Raw genomic sequence first — 16,060 nt, forward strand, 5'->3', positions numbered from 1 at the left:
TATTAAATCGAAAATTAGCCCAATATGGTCTTATGTAAAAAAAAATAGCGGGAGGGCTTGACACAAGAAACATAGGAGAGAGCGAAATAGCAAAAAGATAGCGGAGCGTTATCTTTTGCTCCCAACAAAGTTGGGAAATCTGAGCGATCCATAGATTTAGGCGTCACATTTCTTGAGAATGGTCCGTAAATTATATCGATAACAACCGAAACGGAGACGGTAATGTACATAAAACAGATCCTGGCAAAAAAAGATCGAAAACTTCTATCGGTGGAACCGGAGACCTCGGTGATGGAGGCTGTCAAGTTTATGACCAAATACGATATCGGATCGGTAATCATCTTGGCGGAAGGCAAACTAAAAGGAATTTTTACCGAAAGGGACGTGCTACATCTTTCCGCCGAATTGGGTCTGGACTTCTTTAAAAAATCAGTTTCGGAAGTGATGTCGACCTCTTTGACCACGATGACTCCGGAAGACGACGTGGACGAACTTCTTTCCATTATGCTCAAAAAAAGGATCCGTCACATGCCGATTTTAGAAGAAGGGCTTTTGATCGGAATCATCTCGATCGGAGACGCGGTCAAAGCAAAGATCGAAAAAACGGAGGAAGAAAACAAAAACCTCAAGCAGTACATGTACAGCGAGAATGGATTTATCTAAAGACCCGATTTTGCCAGGCTCGGGAAAAAAATTTCCTTTTTTTCAGATTGCAAGAAGCGAGACCCGGGTCAAATTAGAAACGGCCCGAACCGAGTTGAAAGTGTACAGACTTCGTCTTTCAAAAAGAAAATTCGGCCGGTGAAAATGCAAACCTTATGAAATTGATTCTTTTCATTCTGATGACCTACTTGGTTTATCGTTTCCTTTCCCGTTTTTTTACACCTCGCTCAGAACGCCCGAACGCACATTGGAAAACGTTTTATACGAACGTTCCTCCGACGCACCAAACGCCGAAAGAAAAAGACATTTCGAGTAAGGCTCGGGTAATCGAGGAAGAAAAATGAAATCGGCTTCCGTCCTCCTGAAAATTACGATGATCACTTTCATTTTCAGTCTAACGTCGGCTTGTTTTAAACCTACCGGAGAATTCGGTTGGGCCTTGCTCGACGAGGAAAAGTTGAATATTCTCGAAAAGAAGATTATGACCGTCGGAGAATATACGATCACAAGAAAGAATCTGATTTTTCCGGACGACAAAACCATCCGCTACATCTACCGATTTTCAGGATCCATTTCCGAAAACGCGGAGACTTATGTGAGTTTGAGCCGTTTTCAACTCGGATACAACGAGATGGACGTTCTTAGAAAAAGACCGAATCCGATTTCCAAAACGATCGAAGGATCTTTTCAAGATTTGAGTCCGGGAAAGTATCTTCTTAAAATCGCCTACGAAGGAGACGTGATCGACGAGGTCGAGTTTTTGGTTCGCCCGGCGTCTACGGCTTACTCAGAAGAAACCCCTGCTTCTCCCTCCGACGACGATATTGAAAAAGCGATGAAGTAAAAATCGAAAGAACCCCGTTTTTTCGACCTCGAACGACCCGTAGAAACTCAGTAAATGCCTCCCTCTATGGACGGCCTTCCGGGAGTGAGACTTTAGTTTCATAAAAATGTGGGAACTCCTACATTTTTGTGGAACTCAGTGTCTCGCTTCTATTGGCGCTCGACAGGTTTTGGGACAAGCTTTAAAGTTAAAGAGGTTCCCTTTTGATCCCGTCTTCCAGGATTTTATTGATTCGATCGATGTTCTTTAAGGAAAGATTGATCTCGGTCGTATTTCCGATCTTAACGATGTCTTCGTAGATTTTTCTTGCGGAAAGAAAATCTTTTTCTTCTTCGAGTAGAATCGACAATTTCTTCATCGCCAAAGTCGCCGGAGTGGAATTCAATTTGGTTCGAACGACTTCGAGACGGCTCGTGGATTCCTGAAGATCCAAATCCTTCAGACGATACTGAGCCATCACCGAATCGTCCGTTTTTTCCAGAAGATTTCTTTTGATCGCCAGCGTTTCTTTTTTTAAAGCGGCGTTTTTGTTTTCTTCCGCTTTGTAAATTTCCTTTAGACGTTCGTACGAAAGGATCGCGGCGTTCAAAAAGGTTTTCTCTTCCCTCGGTTTTTTATGATACGCGTGCAATTTGGAAGTTCCGAACTGTGCAAGAAATTCCTGGCGATGTAGCTCGCAAAGCCCCGCAAACGGAAGATTGGCGTTTTCCGGATTCGGATGATCTTTCAACCAGGCCGCGTAGTAAAAAGCCGCGCGTTCCAGATCTCCGGTTCTATTTTCAAAAAAAGATCCAAGCTCGTAGGTAAACGGAATTTTCCTTTTAGAATCGGTTTCCGCTTTGTAATAGAGTTCGTAAAAGGAAGAAGCCAAAACATTCTGCTTGAGTTCCGTATAAAGGGAAGCGATCGAAAAATACGTATCGGCGAGTTTGGACTCCTCCGTTTTTTCCTTGCGAGCGAGTTCGAGATATTTTTTATAAAAATCGATCGCTCTCGCTTTTTTACCCGAGGCTTTTAGTTCTTTTGCGAGATCCAAAACGGGCTCCTTCATCGTAGGATCGAGTTTGGTCACAAGTTCCCAAAGAGCGGCGGTCGCAAAAAAGTCGGTATTCCGTTTGTAATCGAATAGGACGAAAATTCCGGTTCCCGCAATCCCGAGTTGATTCACCACCTTCAGTCTTTCCTTGTTTTCGCCCTCCGCCTGTTTAACGAGTCCAGCCAAATAATAAACGACATCCGCGTCTTCCTTGGATTTTTTCCTTCGAAACGTTTCGTAAACGCCGGATTTGGAATCGTTATATTCCTTTTCCTTAATCTTGAGATCGTCTTCGGAACGGGCGATTTTTTCCTTATAGCCGGGAAGTTCGGTTGCGGTTAACGTTCTTTCGAAAGCTCCTCCGTTCGGATTTTGTTCTGTGATTTTCGTATCCCGTCCGCGAACAAGATTGGATTGGAACAGATGATAGAAGTCCTTGGAGTTTTTCAGATCTTTTTTGGACTTTTCTAAATTTTCAAGAGATCGTTTGTGCGAAAGCGCTCCTTGTTTTTCAATCGGATCGAAAATTTCGGAAAGTCTTCTTTCATCCAGATATTCCTCTTCGGTATGACTGAAGTCTCTGTAACGAATCGCGGCAAGAGCCGATTCGATCGCCTTTGCATTTTGTTTTTTCTTATCGTATTCCTTGGAAAGAAGCATGTGGAGTTCGAATAAAATCGGAGAATCCCTCATCATTCCAGAAGGTGCGAGTTTAGAGAACATGCTCAAAATCAAAAGGCGAATCGTGTTTCTGTTCGTCTTTTCGTCGAAAATTTTTCCGAGCCGTTTTTCCTCTTCGATCCTTCGGTAATCGATAAACTGAGAATAATACCGGCCCAATATTTTTTGTATCTCTGAAATAGAATCCTTGGAAGGATCTTGCAAAGTCTGGCGAAGACCGCTTAAGTCCTGTTCCGTGATTTTTACGGAAGGAGGATCGTAAAGATTTTTAGAATCGTACCGTCTATCTTGTTCGTCCGCAGAAATAGAAAATGCCCCAAAACCCGCAAGGCCGAGGCATACGCATAAAAGGATCGTCGACTTTTTTAAAAGGTAAGAATCTAAAAAACCGAAAGTACTCCAACATGAACCGCTTCGATCGAAACGATTTTGAAAGTTCCTTTTTTCATCCGACATTGCTTCCCAATTCGGCCAAGTCTTCCGCTCCCAAAATCTTTTCCACGTCGATGATGATGATAAACCGATCCTCTTTTTTTCCGATTCCGGTGATATATCTTCCCGAAATTCCTTTTACGGAAGGCGGAGGAGGATTGATGGATTCGGGCGGAAACAAAGCCACGTTAGCCACCTTGTCCACGATGATTCCTACGGATTGGCCGCCCACCTTGACCACGATCGCTCGATCGTAAACCGCGTCCCCGTCTCTTGGAACCGTAAGTTTAACCGCGAGATCCACCATCTTGACCACTTTCCCCCGGATGTCCATGATTCCCGCAAAATAACTTTTCGCTTTGGGAATTCGGATTAAATTATTGATCTTGATAATCTCATCAACCAGAGAAATGGGAATCGCGTATTCCTCGTCTCCCAAACTGAAAAGAATGTATTGGTGATCGATTTCGGATGCCATGATTTGCCTCAATACCGGGTATATCCGACGTAGTAAAAGTAGGATCCAAGACTCATAAAGAGAAGGACTTTTACAAAGAGCGGATTTCTTTTTCTCAGCATCCAGTCTAAACCGCCAAAAAGCAAACCGAAAACGGCAAGTGAAAATCCCAGCAGATAGAAATCGGTATACGCGTAATAGATTCCGAGAGCCGAACAGGCCCCAAGGGCTAAATCTTGAAACTCGCTCCAAAATCTTTCCTTAACTCGAACGATCCAAGGTTTTTTGTATTTTCGATCCCTCGAAAAAATTCTCTGCCAAAGAGTTTTCTCCCGGTTGATCCCAAAGATATGATCGTAACGCCTGGAAGTTTCCCAAGGTCGTGTTCTTTCTTCGACGTGACCGAGAGGTTGTTTGGAAATTCCGTAAAGACCGCCGAGTGTGTTTAAAAGATCCGGGTCCGGTAGGCAGGAAAATACTTCCTGAAACGGCGCGAGTTTCGCGTGGATAGGAACCATTCTTCCGTTGGAAAGATCTTTTTCCTGAATGACCTCTCCGTCTTTAACGGTGGCGATATATATCTTTCCGTTTTCTCCCTCGATTTCGAGAGTCAAACGAACTTTTTTTTCGTGAAAGTTGAGATCCGCCTGTAAGATGTCGCCGGATGGAGTTGTGGCGGAATAAGATTTCGTATAACCTCTCGCAGGCGGTGTTTCTTTTTTCCACCATCTGCGAAAAACGGAATAATCCTGAAATGAGCCCATACCGATTGTATCGGTCGAAATAGAAATGGGCTTAACGGTTCTGGGTTGTCCTTAGTTTGATTCCGGGCAAGAATCGCCCGGAGGAGGATCTACGGATTACTTTTTCTTCTTATGTCTGTTCGCTCTTCTCTTTTTCTTTCTTTTATGAGTAGCGATCTTTCTGCGCTTTCTTTTTTTACCTGAAGGCATTAAAGAACTCCTTAGATTTCCTTCCTGTCAGAAAACTATTCCGTGTACTTTTGTAAAGTTTTATTTTTACGGAGCTCCGCGACTAGGTTTTTGATATCGCCTACTCCGGATTTTGTACTGATAAACAGAACGTCATCTTCTTCCACGACGATCAAATCGTTCACTCCGAGAATCGCAGTGAATTCTTTTCGAGTCTGAGTGATGTTTCCGGAAGACTTATGAAACAAAATCGTCTTTCCCATGTGCCTGTTTCCGGACGAATCCCCGGGCATCACCCTTTCCAAGGAGGTCCAAGAACCCACGTCGTCCCAACCGAAACTCGCTTCCACCATTCTGATCCGAGAACTTTTTTCCATAATCGCGATATCCACCGGATCGGAAGGGATGATTTTGAACGCGGCCGGAAGTTCTCCCGCTTTTTTAAACGGAAATCGTTCTTTGAGCGGACCTATAATTTCGGGGGAATACGCTTTAAATTCTTCTAATATTATGGAAGTCTTCCAGAGAAAGATCCCCGGGTTCCAGTAAAAATTTTTCTTTTTGATATACTTGAGCGCGGTTTTTACGTCCGGCTTTTCGTAAAAGGATTTTACCGCAAAACAACCCTCCGTCGGTTTTCCGGCCTCTATATAACCATAACCGACTTCGGGACGGTTCGGTTTGATTCCGAGAAGCACGAGATGATTTTCCGCTTGTTCGAGAGCTTTCGAAATCGTTTTTGTAAATTCCTTTACGGGCTGGATCCAAGCGTCCGCGGACAATACGACTTGCAGAGGATCTCCGTACTGCGCCTGAAAATACAAGGATGCAAGGGCGATGATCGGAGCCGTGTTTTTTCCTTCGGGTTCGATGATGAAGTTCTTTTCGGGAAAATTTTTTTCCTGAGTTAAAATCGATTTTTTCAGACTCGCGTTGGTTCCGATATAGATACGATCGATCGTAGTCACGGTGAGGGCTCTTTCCAAGGTTTCTCTTAAAAGAGTTTTGTTGGAATATACTTTCTGCAGTTGTTTCGGAGTGGATACTCTGGAACGAGGCCAGAAACGTTCCCCCTTACCTCCCGCCATAATCAATACCACCGGTTTGTCCTGATTCATTCTACCTCTTTGGGTCTTTTAGCGTTCTTTTTCTTTTTAGAAGACGGGATCTCTCCCAAGATCGTCTCCGAAGGAAGCAGAATCACTTCCACGTTGTCGGATATACTTTCATAAAACAGAAATTCCTTCATGTCCGGATTTTTGGTTAGAAATTCCTTCGTTCTTTCCAAACGTTTGAGAAGCGCGGAAGTTTTCGCGTCGTCTTCGATTCTGTACGCTTCCGCCTTTCCAAGAGCCGCGACAAGATCCGATTTCCTTTGCAGAAGAAGATTTTGGTTCCTATAAATTCCGGCGATAATCGCGGATTCGGGAACCTGCAGATCCAAAATTCTTACATTCAAGGTTTGAAACGTTTTTTCGTCGGCGAGTATGTCGGCTGTGAAATTGCTCCGGAGATAACCGTCCAAATTGGACTTGAGAGTGTTCGGGTTACCTATAAATTCCTCCACCTTCTTGCGAAAAATGGAATACAATATTTTATGAATATATGAATCGATCTTTTCCTTTTTAATTCCGGCCGCTTCCAGAAATTCAAAAGTTTTGTTCGAATACAGGGAATACCGGACTTCGAGCCTGACCTTGACCTTTCCCTCGGGAGAATTTTCGGGAAACATTCCCGAGGAAAGATCCACGTTTAAGCCTACGTCGGAAAGTCTGGAGTGAATCGGAAAACGAATCACGCCGTATCGCCAAGGAAGAATCGCCTTCCATTCGAATACGTAACCCGGTCCGGATGTATAGTCCAAAATCTCATCGGAACCGTCTACGACAAGAAGCGACTCCCGCTCTTTGAGAAGATGGATGCAAAAATAAAGAAGAGCCGCAACGGATCCCGAAAGCAGAACCCAGAATAACTTAGTCCAAAATCGCATTATCCTTGCGCTGCGTCTTTCGTTTCCTCGGTGTAGAGCTTGATGATCTTAGCGGGAATGATCGTGGAAATCGCGTGTTTGTAAACGAGGCTCTGTTTGTTTTCCTGTTCGAGAACGATCGTAAAATTATCGAAACTTACTACCTTACCTTTCAAGGGAACCCCGTTCAGGAGATAAATCGTAAGATCCAATTTATCCTTTCGGGCAGTGTTTAAGAGTTGGTCTTGTATATTGTTTTTAGCAGACATCTTTTTTTATTTCCGTTACTTTATATGTTTGATATGTTCCAGCGCCTCGAACCGATCCATCGATTGGATGTAGTTTTCCTTTCGAAACCAAGTGACCTGTCTTTTGGCATAATTCCTATGAGACTGACTTAAGTCCGCAAGGAATGTCTCTACATTGGAGTTTCCTTTTTTATTTTCAAGTGCAAAATTATAACCTAAGGATTTGAGCCCGGGACACGACTCCCCGTATCGTTCTCGAACCTTCCAAGCCTCATCCGCCATTCCCCAATCGATCATCTGCTTGGCTCTCCGATTGATTCTTTCATAAAGTTCTTTCCGATCCGGATTCAAAAAAATACCCGAACGAATGTCCAAATCGAATCGGCGAAGTGCGGAAGTATTCGGATCTATTTTCAAACGGGACCATTTCTCTCCCATGAGATTGACTTCCAAAGCCCTTCCCAATCTGTAATCGTCCTCTAAAAATATTTTATCCAAAGAATCCGGATCCAATTCTTTCAGAAGAATTCTTTTTTCTTCCCGACTTAAGGAAAGGACCCGATCCCGTACGGAAACGTCGATTTCAGGGACGGGAAACATTCCGAACAAAAACGCTTTGAGATAAAATCCCGTGCCCGCGGTAAAGACCGGAATTTTACCGGCGTTCAAAACTTTTTGAAGCGCCTCTTGTGCAAGACGATTGTAGAGTCCCGCGTCGACGGTTTCAGAGGGTGAAAGGATTTCCACAAGATGATGCCGAACCCGAGACTGCTGTTCCTTTGTGGGAGCCGCGGTTCCGATCGGCATATCCTTATAAATTTGTCTGGAATCGAAGGAAAGGATTTCGAACCGAGTCGGATCGAGTTCCGTGATGAGAGAGGTCTTACCCGCCCCGGTCGGAGCGGCAAGAATCAAGATCGGAAAAGCCAAGGGAAGAGATTACTCTTCCGTTTCTTCCGCTTCGTTATCGTCTTCATCCAAGGCCTCTTCGAGAGGTTCCTCGGTGAATTCCATTTCTTCATCTTCCACAAGAGTTTCTTCGTCGATGATCTCTTCTTCCTCGACGACTCTTGGACGAACGGTGCGAGTGCGGGTCACGGGACGTTTATTTTGATCCGCCCCACATTTAGGACAGATCTTCTCTTCTTTGTTGAGATCGTAAAATTTCGTGGAGCAAGTATGACAGGTCCATTTTTTTCCAAGAGGATTTAAGGGCGCTCCTCCGGAAACCTTTTTGGTCACTGCGGCTGACTTGGATTTTGCAGAAGGACTCGAAAGCGCCTTTTTGATGATCTCTACTTTCTTTTTTGCCGATGCGTTCCCTTTTTTGGGTGCAACTTTTTTTGCCGTCGCCTTTTTCTTAGCCGCGACCGTGGCAGTTTTTTTGGACTTAGTCTTTTTACTATTTGCCATCGGAATTGACCATGTTACGAGAGAAGTATCGACGTTCAAGCAGAAATAATTTAATCTCCTACTTGAAGGACGGGCGAAAACCTTAACCGATTTCTAAAGAAACGCAAGGAAAGAATCTTTTGATTTTTCCGTTTTTTCGGGTTCCAAGAGAAACCGAAAATTTCTTATTATGGAAAGTCCATCCGGGGAGAAAGTTTTTGAAAGTAAAACTGAGCGTAAATATCAACAAAATCGCAACCCTCCGAAATTCGAGAGGCGGAAACATTCCAAATCTTTTGTATTTCGCAAATTTGGTTCTGCAAGCGGGGGCGCAGGGAATTACCGTCCATCCTAGGGAAGACGAAAGACATATTCGAAAGGACGACGTATTCTCCTTAAAAGAATTCATCGACGCTTACAATCAAAGGAACAAAACAAAAATCGAATACAATATCGAAGGGGAACCCTCCCCCCGTTTCTTGAATTTGCTCCTCGATACAAAACCGGATCAGGCGACCCTGGTTCCGGTGACTCCGGGAGAAATCACGTCGGATCACGGATTCGATTTCGAAAAAGATATGGAAATCCTTCAAGAATATTCTAAAATTCTAAAGAAAGAAAAAATCCGCGTTTCGCTTTTTGTGGAAACGGATCTCGAAAATCTAAAATCGGCCTCTTTTTCCGGAGCGGACCGCGTGGAGTTTTATACCGGTCCTTTTGCACAGGAGTTCGATCGTTCTCCGGAGGAAGGAAAAAAATCTTTTGAATCCTTATATGTACCCGCGGCCAAAATCATTTTGGATCAAAAAATGGAAATTAACGCGGGTCACGATTTGGATCACGAAAATCTGAAAGTTTTTTCCCGGCTGCCGGGTCTTCAGGAAGTTTCCATCGGTCATAGGCTGATTTCCAGAGCCTTAGAAACCGGAATCGACCGAAGCGTTAAGGATTATCTTCAAGCTCTTTCGTAAGATGCCTAAATCCTTCGAAGTTCGGATCTCCCTGGATCAGGTAAAACGCCGCTTTTTTTAGATATAACGCCAAATTTCTCGCGTTGTGATTTTTTTGAGAGATCGTTTCCAAACTTTCTTTGAACTTCTTTAGATGTTCCGCCGCTTGGGCTTTGTTTTTGGATCTTACGGATTGACGAAATTCCTTCCAAACCTTTGTAACTTCCCGGTTCGGAGACTGCATCTTTTCCAAGTCCTGTTTACGCACCGCCCCGCTTACGTCCCAGACTTCCCGATACGGATGGGAATTCTCAAGAAATTTATAATATTCTTTCGTATAATTCGTTTCGTTCGGTTTTATATCGACGAGAGATTCTCCCACACATTCCGCAAAAATTCCTTTTTTTAAGGATTCGCTTCCGATTTCCTTTAAGGCCGCGAGTACGATCAGATCCGCGAGCGTTTCGTTCTTTTTTCCCTCCTTGCAATTTTTGATCGCTCGGAAATATCTTTTTTCCACATCGTCGACGGAAATCGCCTCTCCCTGTTCTAATTCCAAATGATACGCGACTTGAAAAACCTGGTCCCGATAAAGGCTATCGGACGGATCTGCTTTTCTGGCTCGAAGTGCGTATTCCAAGGCTTCCGGATAATTTTTTGAGGAAGATAAGAGAATGGAAAGATTGTAACAGGATAAGGCCCGATCGGGGTGCAAGGATCGACAACTGGCCCTAAGAAGTCTAACGGAGGATTCTTTTTCTTCGGGTGTTCCGTAAAATTCCAAAATCGCCTGTTCTTGGATCATTTCCAGGGCAAACCTCCCCGAGCCCGGCATGGAAACCGTTGAACAAGAGAAAACGAAAATCAAGAAGACGAAGACAACCCAAAGGGATTGACACTTTGAGATTTGAATAGAGAATGAACCGAAAATTTCCTGAAATCCGAGGGACACGAGTTTGAAAAAAGGATCTGCCGCGCTTTCGTCGTTACTTACCACTCTTTTGACCATTTTTATCCTATTTTGCGAGCCTACGTCCGGCAAGTCCCCGGTCAAGGCGGACTTTACCCTCAAGGATTTTGATAACGTGGTCGTCACCGTATCCCGGCATTACATCGACAAAAACATCGATAAAAATCGCGCGTATCGAGAAGCCGCCATCTATGCGTTGTTGTCTCTTCCCCATTCCATCTATCTCTATCCCGAAAGTTATTTCAAGGAAAGAGAAAAATACGAGGAAAAGGACGAAATTTTTCCCGGCAAATCCTTCAAGATCTCAACCGACGATTCCTTCCTTCTTTTCGATCCAGATTACGCGGAAGTGGAAAAGATCAGGGACCGTAAATTGAAAGAGGATACGAACAAGTCCAAGGTCAACGACGAGGAAGTCAAAAAGATCGTGGAAAGGGAAAAGGTCCGTAAGAACGTCCTTTCTTCCAAATGGGAACGGACCGGTTTTAGTAAAAAAGATTTTGATCGAATTCTCGCGTTCATTGAAACCAATCTGGACAAGTACAAGGACTCTCCCTTAAAGGATCCGTTCGGAGAATCCGAGGAAAAGTCCAAAGAACCGTTTACGATGAACGACGTTATGCTCGCCGCTGCGAACGGATATCTCTCCTCTCTCGATCCTCATAGCAGCGTTTTCCTAAGATCCGCTTGGGAAGAATCCATGTCCAAAATTCAAGACGGAAGTTTTGAAGGAATCGGAGCCATCCTTTCCGGAGGCGGTAACAGAGAAGTCGTGGTGGAAAATCCTCTCGAAGGAAGACCCGCGGTCAATGCGGGAATCCGTTCCGGAGACGTGATCCTTGCCGTGGACGGAAAGTCTATCAAAGGAATTCTTTTGGATAAGGTTGTGGAAAAGATCAAAGGGAAAAAAGGTTCCAAGGTCGCGCTTACCATTCAGAGAAAGGGAGTTCCCGGAACCTTACACATAGAAGTTGTGAGGGATACGATCGAAATCAAAAATCTCAGTAGTAAACTGATCGAAGGTCACGAACATATCGGCTATATAAAACTCACGGGTTTTGTGAAGTCGGAAGACGGACCTTCGGTGGATCGGGAAATCGTGGATAAATACAGAGAACTCGAAAAAGAATCCCAGGCAAAAGGAACCAAACTCAAAGCGGTGATTTTAGACCTGCGAAACAACGCGGGGGGTTACTTGGATCTTGCGATCGATATCGCCGATATGTTCATCGAAAAGGGTTTGATCGTTTCCACAAAAAGTCCGAACCGTAGTCCCGAAGACGCTTATGCCAAGAATAAGGACATCACCGATTTACCGTTAGCCGTTTTGATCAATGCAAAATCCGCTTCCGCTTCCGAGATCGTAGCGAGTGCTATTAAACACCACGGAAGAGGACTCATTCTCGGAGAAAGAACCTTCGGAAAGGCGACCGTACAAAAACTAATGCCTCTCGAAAACGACTATCTGATCAAACTCACACAGGCCCGCTATTATTCTCCTTCCGGTAACACGATTCAGGTCGTGGGAGTTAAACCCGACATCGACATTTCCTCCGAAGAGGACGGATCCTTTCCTTTCCGATTTAGAGAGGAGAATATGTGGAACCATCTTTCGGAACTTCCGCCCGCGGCCGAGGAAAAAGGTTCTTTTGACGTGAAGAAGTTGGAAGCTTGGACCCAAAAGAACGGGAAATCCTCCGAATTCATCGCGGCTCATAAAAACGATCCGATCAAACCGGACTATCAACTGATTCGTTCTCTGGATTACATTGAAGCGCTGATCAACACACAAAAAAAGAAATAACATGCCCCGAATTAAAACGGACTTCTTAGTCCTAGGGAGCGGAATCACGGGCCTTTTTGCGGCCTTAAAATTAGCTCCCTACGGTTCGGTTATCATCGTCACAAAAAAATCGGACTACGAATCCAACACAAACTACGCTCAAGGCGGAATTGCTTCCGTCTTTGCGGAAGGCGATAAACTCGAGGACCACGTCAAAGATACTCTCGAAGCCGGTGCCTGGCTCTGCGATCCGGCGGCGGTTCAGGTTCTCGTGGAGGAAGGACCTCCCTTGGTTAAGGAACTCTTGAACTACGGGGTTCCGTTCAATTTGGAACCGTCCGGAAAATTCGATCTTTCCAGGGAAGGCGGACACGGAAAGAACCGAATCGTCCACGCTCACGACAGAACCGGAAGGGAAATCGAAAAAACCCTTCTCGGCGTGGTCAAACAAAATCAGAATATTCAAATATTAGAATATCATACTCTGGTGGATCTGATCACTCCTCACCATTTGAAACGGAAAGGACTGGTCTGTTACGGAGCTTATGTTCTTTCCAACCATACCGGCGAAGTGTTTCCGATTTTGGCGAAAGAAACGATTCTTGCCACAGGCGGGGCCGGACAGGTTTACTCCCATACTACCAACCCTAAGATCGCCACCGGAGACGGGGTCGCTTCCGCCTACAGGGCCGGAGCGCTCATTAAAAATATGGAATTTTACCAATTCCACCCGACCGCGCTTTATCACGAGGACGGGGATTCTTTTTTGATCTCCGAAGCGGTCCGGGGAAAGGGTGCGATCTTACTGAACAAGGACGGAGAACCGTTTATGAAACGGTATCATCCTATGGGAGATTTGGCTCCGAGGGACGTGGTTGCAAGAGCCATAGACTCGGAAATGAAAAAAAGAGGAGAGGCTCACGTCTGGTTGGATGTCACCCATCTTTCTTCTTCTCAGATCAGGGAATCTTTTCCTTCCATTTATGAAAAGTGTAAGGAGCTCGGAATCGACATCACCACCGATCGAATTCCGGTCGTTCCGGTCGCCCATTTTCTCTGCGGCGGAGTAGCTTCCGATTTGGAAGGTAAAACGACGATCCCCAATCTTTCCACGGCGGGTGAAACCGCTTGCACCGGAGTACACGGCGGAAACCGTCTCGCGTCCAATAGCCTTTTGGAATGTCTTGTGTTTTCCAATCGAATCGCAAAAAGAATCGCAAAAGAAAATCCCGAGTTTGTCAAAACTCACGATGAAATTCCCTCTTGGAACAAGGAAGGAATGGTCAATACGGAAGAATGGGTTTTGATTTCTCACGACTTAAACGAAATTAAAAATACGATGAGCAACTACGTGGGAATCGTTCGTTCCGATCTTCGTTTGAAAAGGGCCAAACGAAGAATGGATCTGATCTACGACGAGGTAAAGGATTACTACAATCGGACCGTGATCACAAATCCTTTGATCGAACTTAGGAACTTAGTGATCGTCGCCGAACTCATCATCCGCTCCGCTCTCGCCAGAAAGGAAAGCAGAGGACTTCATTTTTCCACCGACTATCCGGAAAACAGAAACCCGTCCCGGGTCGATACGGAAATCAAAAACGAAAAGGTCGTTCTTTGATCGAAGAAGGGATTTCTATAATTTTCCGCTTCGCCCCTCGCATCGCCCAAAATCAAGGGAGAAACTCGAGTGCAACGCTCTCTACGAATCGCAAAATAATTGCGAGCAGTTATGGTTTAAAATTTTATAATATTAGAATGCGTGACTGAAGTTGACGAATAACTGTTTGTCCTCTCTGGAAACCGCGTAGTCGATCATAATGATCGTTGCCTGATTCCAAGCGATTCTAAGACCTAACCCTTGAGAATATTTGTAATCCGACAAACCGGTCTTGTGTTCGTCGTTCCAGACCCGACCGAAGTCCCAGAACGGCGCCAGGTTTAACGCGAAATATTCTCCCCCGACCGAAAAATCCCAGAACTTCCAGCGAACTTCCAACGTGCCGAAACCCATCGCGCGCCCTACAAATCGATCCTGTTTGTAACCTCGAAGTGTCCTTAGTCCCCCCAGTCCGGAGACGGTGTTTTCCGTCCCCCAAAGATTTCTATATTCAAAAAACGGAACATCCCCGTCCGAAATTCCGAAACCGAACCGGGAAGCAAAAACCAACTTTTCAAACGTCTTTGGAAAGGGACTGTAAAAGAATTTAGCGTGTCCGAAATATTTCTGAAAATCAAAATCGGAACCGATCGTTTTGGTAGCCTTCTCGTAAGTCGCTTCCAAAAACATTCCCGAATTCGGATCGGGTTCGAAATCTCTCGTATCATACACAAGACCGATTTTTGCGGTATTCACAAATCCTCCGTGATACCCCGAAATTTTTCCGGCTTCCGCGTCTTCGGTGAGTCTTGTCTTTGCGTTCGGAACCTCGCCCGAATTGCTGAGTGGGGTTCCGTCAAAAACCGGATCGACGGACTTTACGAACCTGCCGTCGCTCGCCTGCACGATGTTATTCGAAAAACGAAATCCGGCCACGAGCCTTACGGTTCCGTGAAAGTAGGATCGTTCCGTACTGAAGTTCAACTGGGGAGTTTGGATCGCATAACGGTTGTACATTCGATCGGTCACGTTAAAACCCGGACCGGCCTGGACTCCTGAATAAATTCTTCCTCCGAGTTCGATCGGATCTCCCGGACCTCCCGGTCTCTGATACAAAAACGTAGATTCCTGAGAATTGTACTGTGCGTTGGTAATCTGAGGTCCGCCGGGTTGATTTCGTTCCTGATACGTAAGAGGTTTTAAAGTCGATTCGCCCACTCCGAAATACAAGGTTGTCGGAGTAATCGTAAGAAACGCGTCCGCGCGAAGTCTCCACTGAGTGTTTACGATATAAGGCATATCCAAGCTCAACTGGTGATACTGCGCGTTCTTTGTCGTATTAAAATATTGAGCGAAAAAACGAAGTCGATACGGAGTATATTCGAAAAAAGGATCGCTCTTTTTTCCGTTGTTATATCCGTAAACTCTGACACCGTATCCAATTCCTTCGTTCGGATCGGAATTGATCAAAGGAAGTCCGGTAGGATACCAGCCTTCTTTTTTGTTATCGAGATCCTTTTTACACATCTGTTTGACGCGATCGATCGGAAAAGGAAGATCCTTTCGCACTTCGGGTTTGTCGCAGCCCGTAAAATTTTCTTGGGCGGAAATTGTTAAGGTGGAAACAAAGAAACATTCGAGAAAGATCAAAGTCGTAAGAAGGGATTTGCAGAATTTTTGAATATGCGTTTTTCGCACTTCGTAAAAAAGAGAAACGAAAAACGTTTGCTGTTTGTAATTTTGGTTCTTATCTTTCATTGCCAAAAACCGAAAGGTTACGATTTAGACAAAATGGCGCCCCTTCTCGGCTTGAAAACCGTGGGTTAGATGCGAAGCATTTACCACAAAACAAGAAAACCAACAGAAGGAACGTAATGAAAAGAAAAGTATATGTAGGAATGGATGTCCACAAAGAAACGATCAGTATCGCGTATTTAACGAGCAATTCAAAGGAACTGGTGAAAGAACAACAGATAAAGCATAATGAGGTTCAGATTAAAAAATTTGTAACCAAACTGAAATCGGAATGGAACGAAATACATTGTTGTTACGAAGCAGGAGTAACCGGGTATCCACTTTACAGATATTTAAATTCCTTAGGAG

16 protein-coding genes and 1 pseudogene are annotated in these 16,060 nt (G+C 44.7%); 7 read left to right on the forward strand and 10 right to left on the reverse strand.

Annotated elements, in window-relative coordinates; translation table 11 throughout:
- The first annotated feature begins 222 nt into the window (after positions 1-222).
- The 3 genes from LEP1GSC194_RS13935 to LEP1GSC194_RS13945 all read left to right on the forward strand — a co-directional run bounded on the left by LEP1GSC194_RS13935 (position 223) and on the right by LEP1GSC194_RS13945 (position 1,507).
- Positions 223-663: a CBS domain-containing protein gene (locus LEP1GSC194_RS13935; protein WP_020774190.1), complete on the forward strand. Its 441-nt coding sequence runs from the start codon at positions 223-225 to the stop codon at positions 661-663.
- Positions 664-818: 155 nt separating this feature from the next.
- On the forward strand, positions 819-1,007 hold the full coding sequence (locus tag LEP1GSC194_RS13940; RefSeq protein WP_020774193.1) for a hypothetical protein: 189 nt from the start codon (positions 819-821) through the stop codon (positions 1,005-1,007).
- Complete coding sequence (locus tag LEP1GSC194_RS13945) at positions 1,004-1,507, forward strand: LIC_12238 family plasminogen-binding lipoprotein (RefSeq protein WP_020774186.1); 504 nt, start codon at positions 1,004-1,006, stop codon at positions 1,505-1,507. Before LEP1GSC194_RS13940 ends, LEP1GSC194_RS13945 begins: the two co-directional genes overlap by 4 nt.
- Positions 1,508-1,694: 187 nt before the next feature.
- Here LEP1GSC194_RS13945 and LEP1GSC194_RS13950 read toward each other — a convergent pair whose 3' ends face one another.
- From LEP1GSC194_RS13950 to LEP1GSC194_RS13985, 8 genes are all read right to left on the reverse strand, one after another.
- Positions 1,695-3,680 carry a tetratricopeptide repeat protein gene (locus tag LEP1GSC194_RS13950; protein WP_020774184.1) on the reverse strand — a complete coding sequence of 662 codons (1,986 nt, stop codon included), beginning with the start codon at positions 3,678-3,680 and terminating at the stop codon, positions 1,695-1,697.
- Positions 3,670-4,134, reverse strand: a complete 465-nt coding sequence (locus LEP1GSC194_RS13955; RefSeq protein ID WP_020774189.1) for a chemotaxis protein CheW — start codon at positions 4,132-4,134, stop codon at positions 3,670-3,672. Before LEP1GSC194_RS13955 ends, LEP1GSC194_RS13950 begins: the two co-directional genes overlap by 11 nt.
- Before the next feature lie 8 nt (positions 4,135-4,142).
- Positions 4,143-4,877, reverse strand: a complete 735-nt coding sequence (locus LEP1GSC194_RS13960; RefSeq protein ID WP_020774198.1) for a hypothetical protein — start codon at positions 4,875-4,877, stop codon at positions 4,143-4,145.
- Between the two features lie 224 nt (positions 4,878-5,101).
- Entirely contained in the window at positions 5,102-6,163 is a 1,062-nt protein-coding gene (locus LEP1GSC194_RS13965; RefSeq protein ID WP_020774194.1) for a mannose-1-phosphate guanylyltransferase, read from the reverse strand.
- Positions 6,160-7,035 carry a hypothetical protein gene (locus tag LEP1GSC194_RS13970; protein WP_020774183.1) on the reverse strand — a complete coding sequence of 292 codons (876 nt, stop codon included), beginning with the start codon at positions 7,033-7,035 and terminating at the stop codon, positions 6,160-6,162. The genes LEP1GSC194_RS13965 and LEP1GSC194_RS13970 overlap by 4 nt, the downstream gene beginning before the upstream one ends.
- Positions 7,035-7,283: an RNA chaperone Hfq gene (gene hfq, locus LEP1GSC194_RS13975; protein ID WP_003009702.1), complete on the reverse strand. Its 249-nt coding sequence runs from the start codon at positions 7,281-7,283 to the stop codon at positions 7,035-7,037. The genes LEP1GSC194_RS13970 and hfq overlap by 1 nt, the downstream gene beginning before the upstream one ends.
- A 15-nt stretch (positions 7,284-7,298) precedes the next feature.
- Positions 7,299-8,192 (reverse strand): tRNA (adenosine(37)-N6)-dimethylallyltransferase MiaA, encoded by an 894-nt coding sequence (miaA, locus tag LEP1GSC194_RS13980; protein ID WP_020774182.1) that lies wholly within the window; start codon positions 8,190-8,192, stop codon positions 7,299-7,301.
- Positions 8,193-8,201: 9 nt separating this feature from the next.
- Positions 8,202-8,675, reverse strand: coding sequence for a TIGR02300 family protein (locus LEP1GSC194_RS13985; protein ID WP_020774185.1), 474 nt, complete (start codon positions 8,673-8,675; stop codon positions 8,202-8,204).
- Between the two features lie 197 nt (positions 8,676-8,872).
- On the opposite strand from LEP1GSC194_RS13985, the gene LEP1GSC194_RS13990 reads away from it, so the two are divergent.
- Positions 8,873-9,625 carry a pyridoxine 5'-phosphate synthase gene (locus LEP1GSC194_RS13990; protein ID WP_036042977.1) on the forward strand — a complete coding sequence of 251 codons (753 nt, stop codon included), beginning with the start codon at positions 8,873-8,875 and terminating at the stop codon, positions 9,623-9,625.
- Here the strand turns inward: LEP1GSC194_RS13990 and LEP1GSC194_RS13995 are convergent.
- Positions 9,597-10,613, reverse strand: coding sequence for a hypothetical protein (locus LEP1GSC194_RS13995; protein WP_020774188.1), 1,017 nt, complete (start codon positions 10,611-10,613; stop codon positions 9,597-9,599). The two genes, LEP1GSC194_RS13990 and LEP1GSC194_RS13995, sit on opposite strands and share 29 nt — an antisense overlap.
- Here LEP1GSC194_RS13995 and LEP1GSC194_RS14000 point away from each other — a divergent pair.
- Complete coding sequence (locus LEP1GSC194_RS14000; protein ID WP_036042976.1) at positions 10,561-12,378, forward strand: S41 family peptidase; 1,818 nt, start codon at positions 10,561-10,563, stop codon at positions 12,376-12,378. The genes LEP1GSC194_RS13995 and LEP1GSC194_RS14000 overlap by 53 nt on opposite strands.
- Position 12,379: 1 nt before the next feature.
- Complete coding sequence (nadB, locus tag LEP1GSC194_RS14005) at positions 12,380-13,978, forward strand: L-aspartate oxidase (protein ID WP_020774195.1); 1,599 nt, start codon at positions 12,380-12,382, stop codon at positions 13,976-13,978.
- 132 nt (positions 13,979-14,110) lie between these two features.
- Here nadB and omp85 read toward each other — a convergent pair whose 3' ends face one another.
- The gene (omp85, locus tag LEP1GSC194_RS14010) at positions 14,111-15,715 is read right to left on the reverse strand and encodes an Omp85 family outer membrane protein (protein ID WP_020774187.1); all 1,605 of its coding nucleotides are present in this window, start codon (positions 15,713-15,715) and stop codon (positions 14,111-14,113) included.
- Positions 15,716-15,831: 116 nt separating this feature from the next.
- Here omp85 and LEP1GSC194_RS22370 point away from each other — a divergent pair.
- A pseudogene (locus LEP1GSC194_RS22370) lies at positions 15,832-16,060 on the forward strand (IS110 family transposase); the annotation flags it as partial.

The organism is Leptospira alstonii serovar Sichuan str. 79601, assembly GCF_000347175.1.
Lineage (GTDB): Bacteria > Spirochaetota > Leptospiria > Leptospirales > Leptospiraceae > Leptospira > Leptospira alstonii.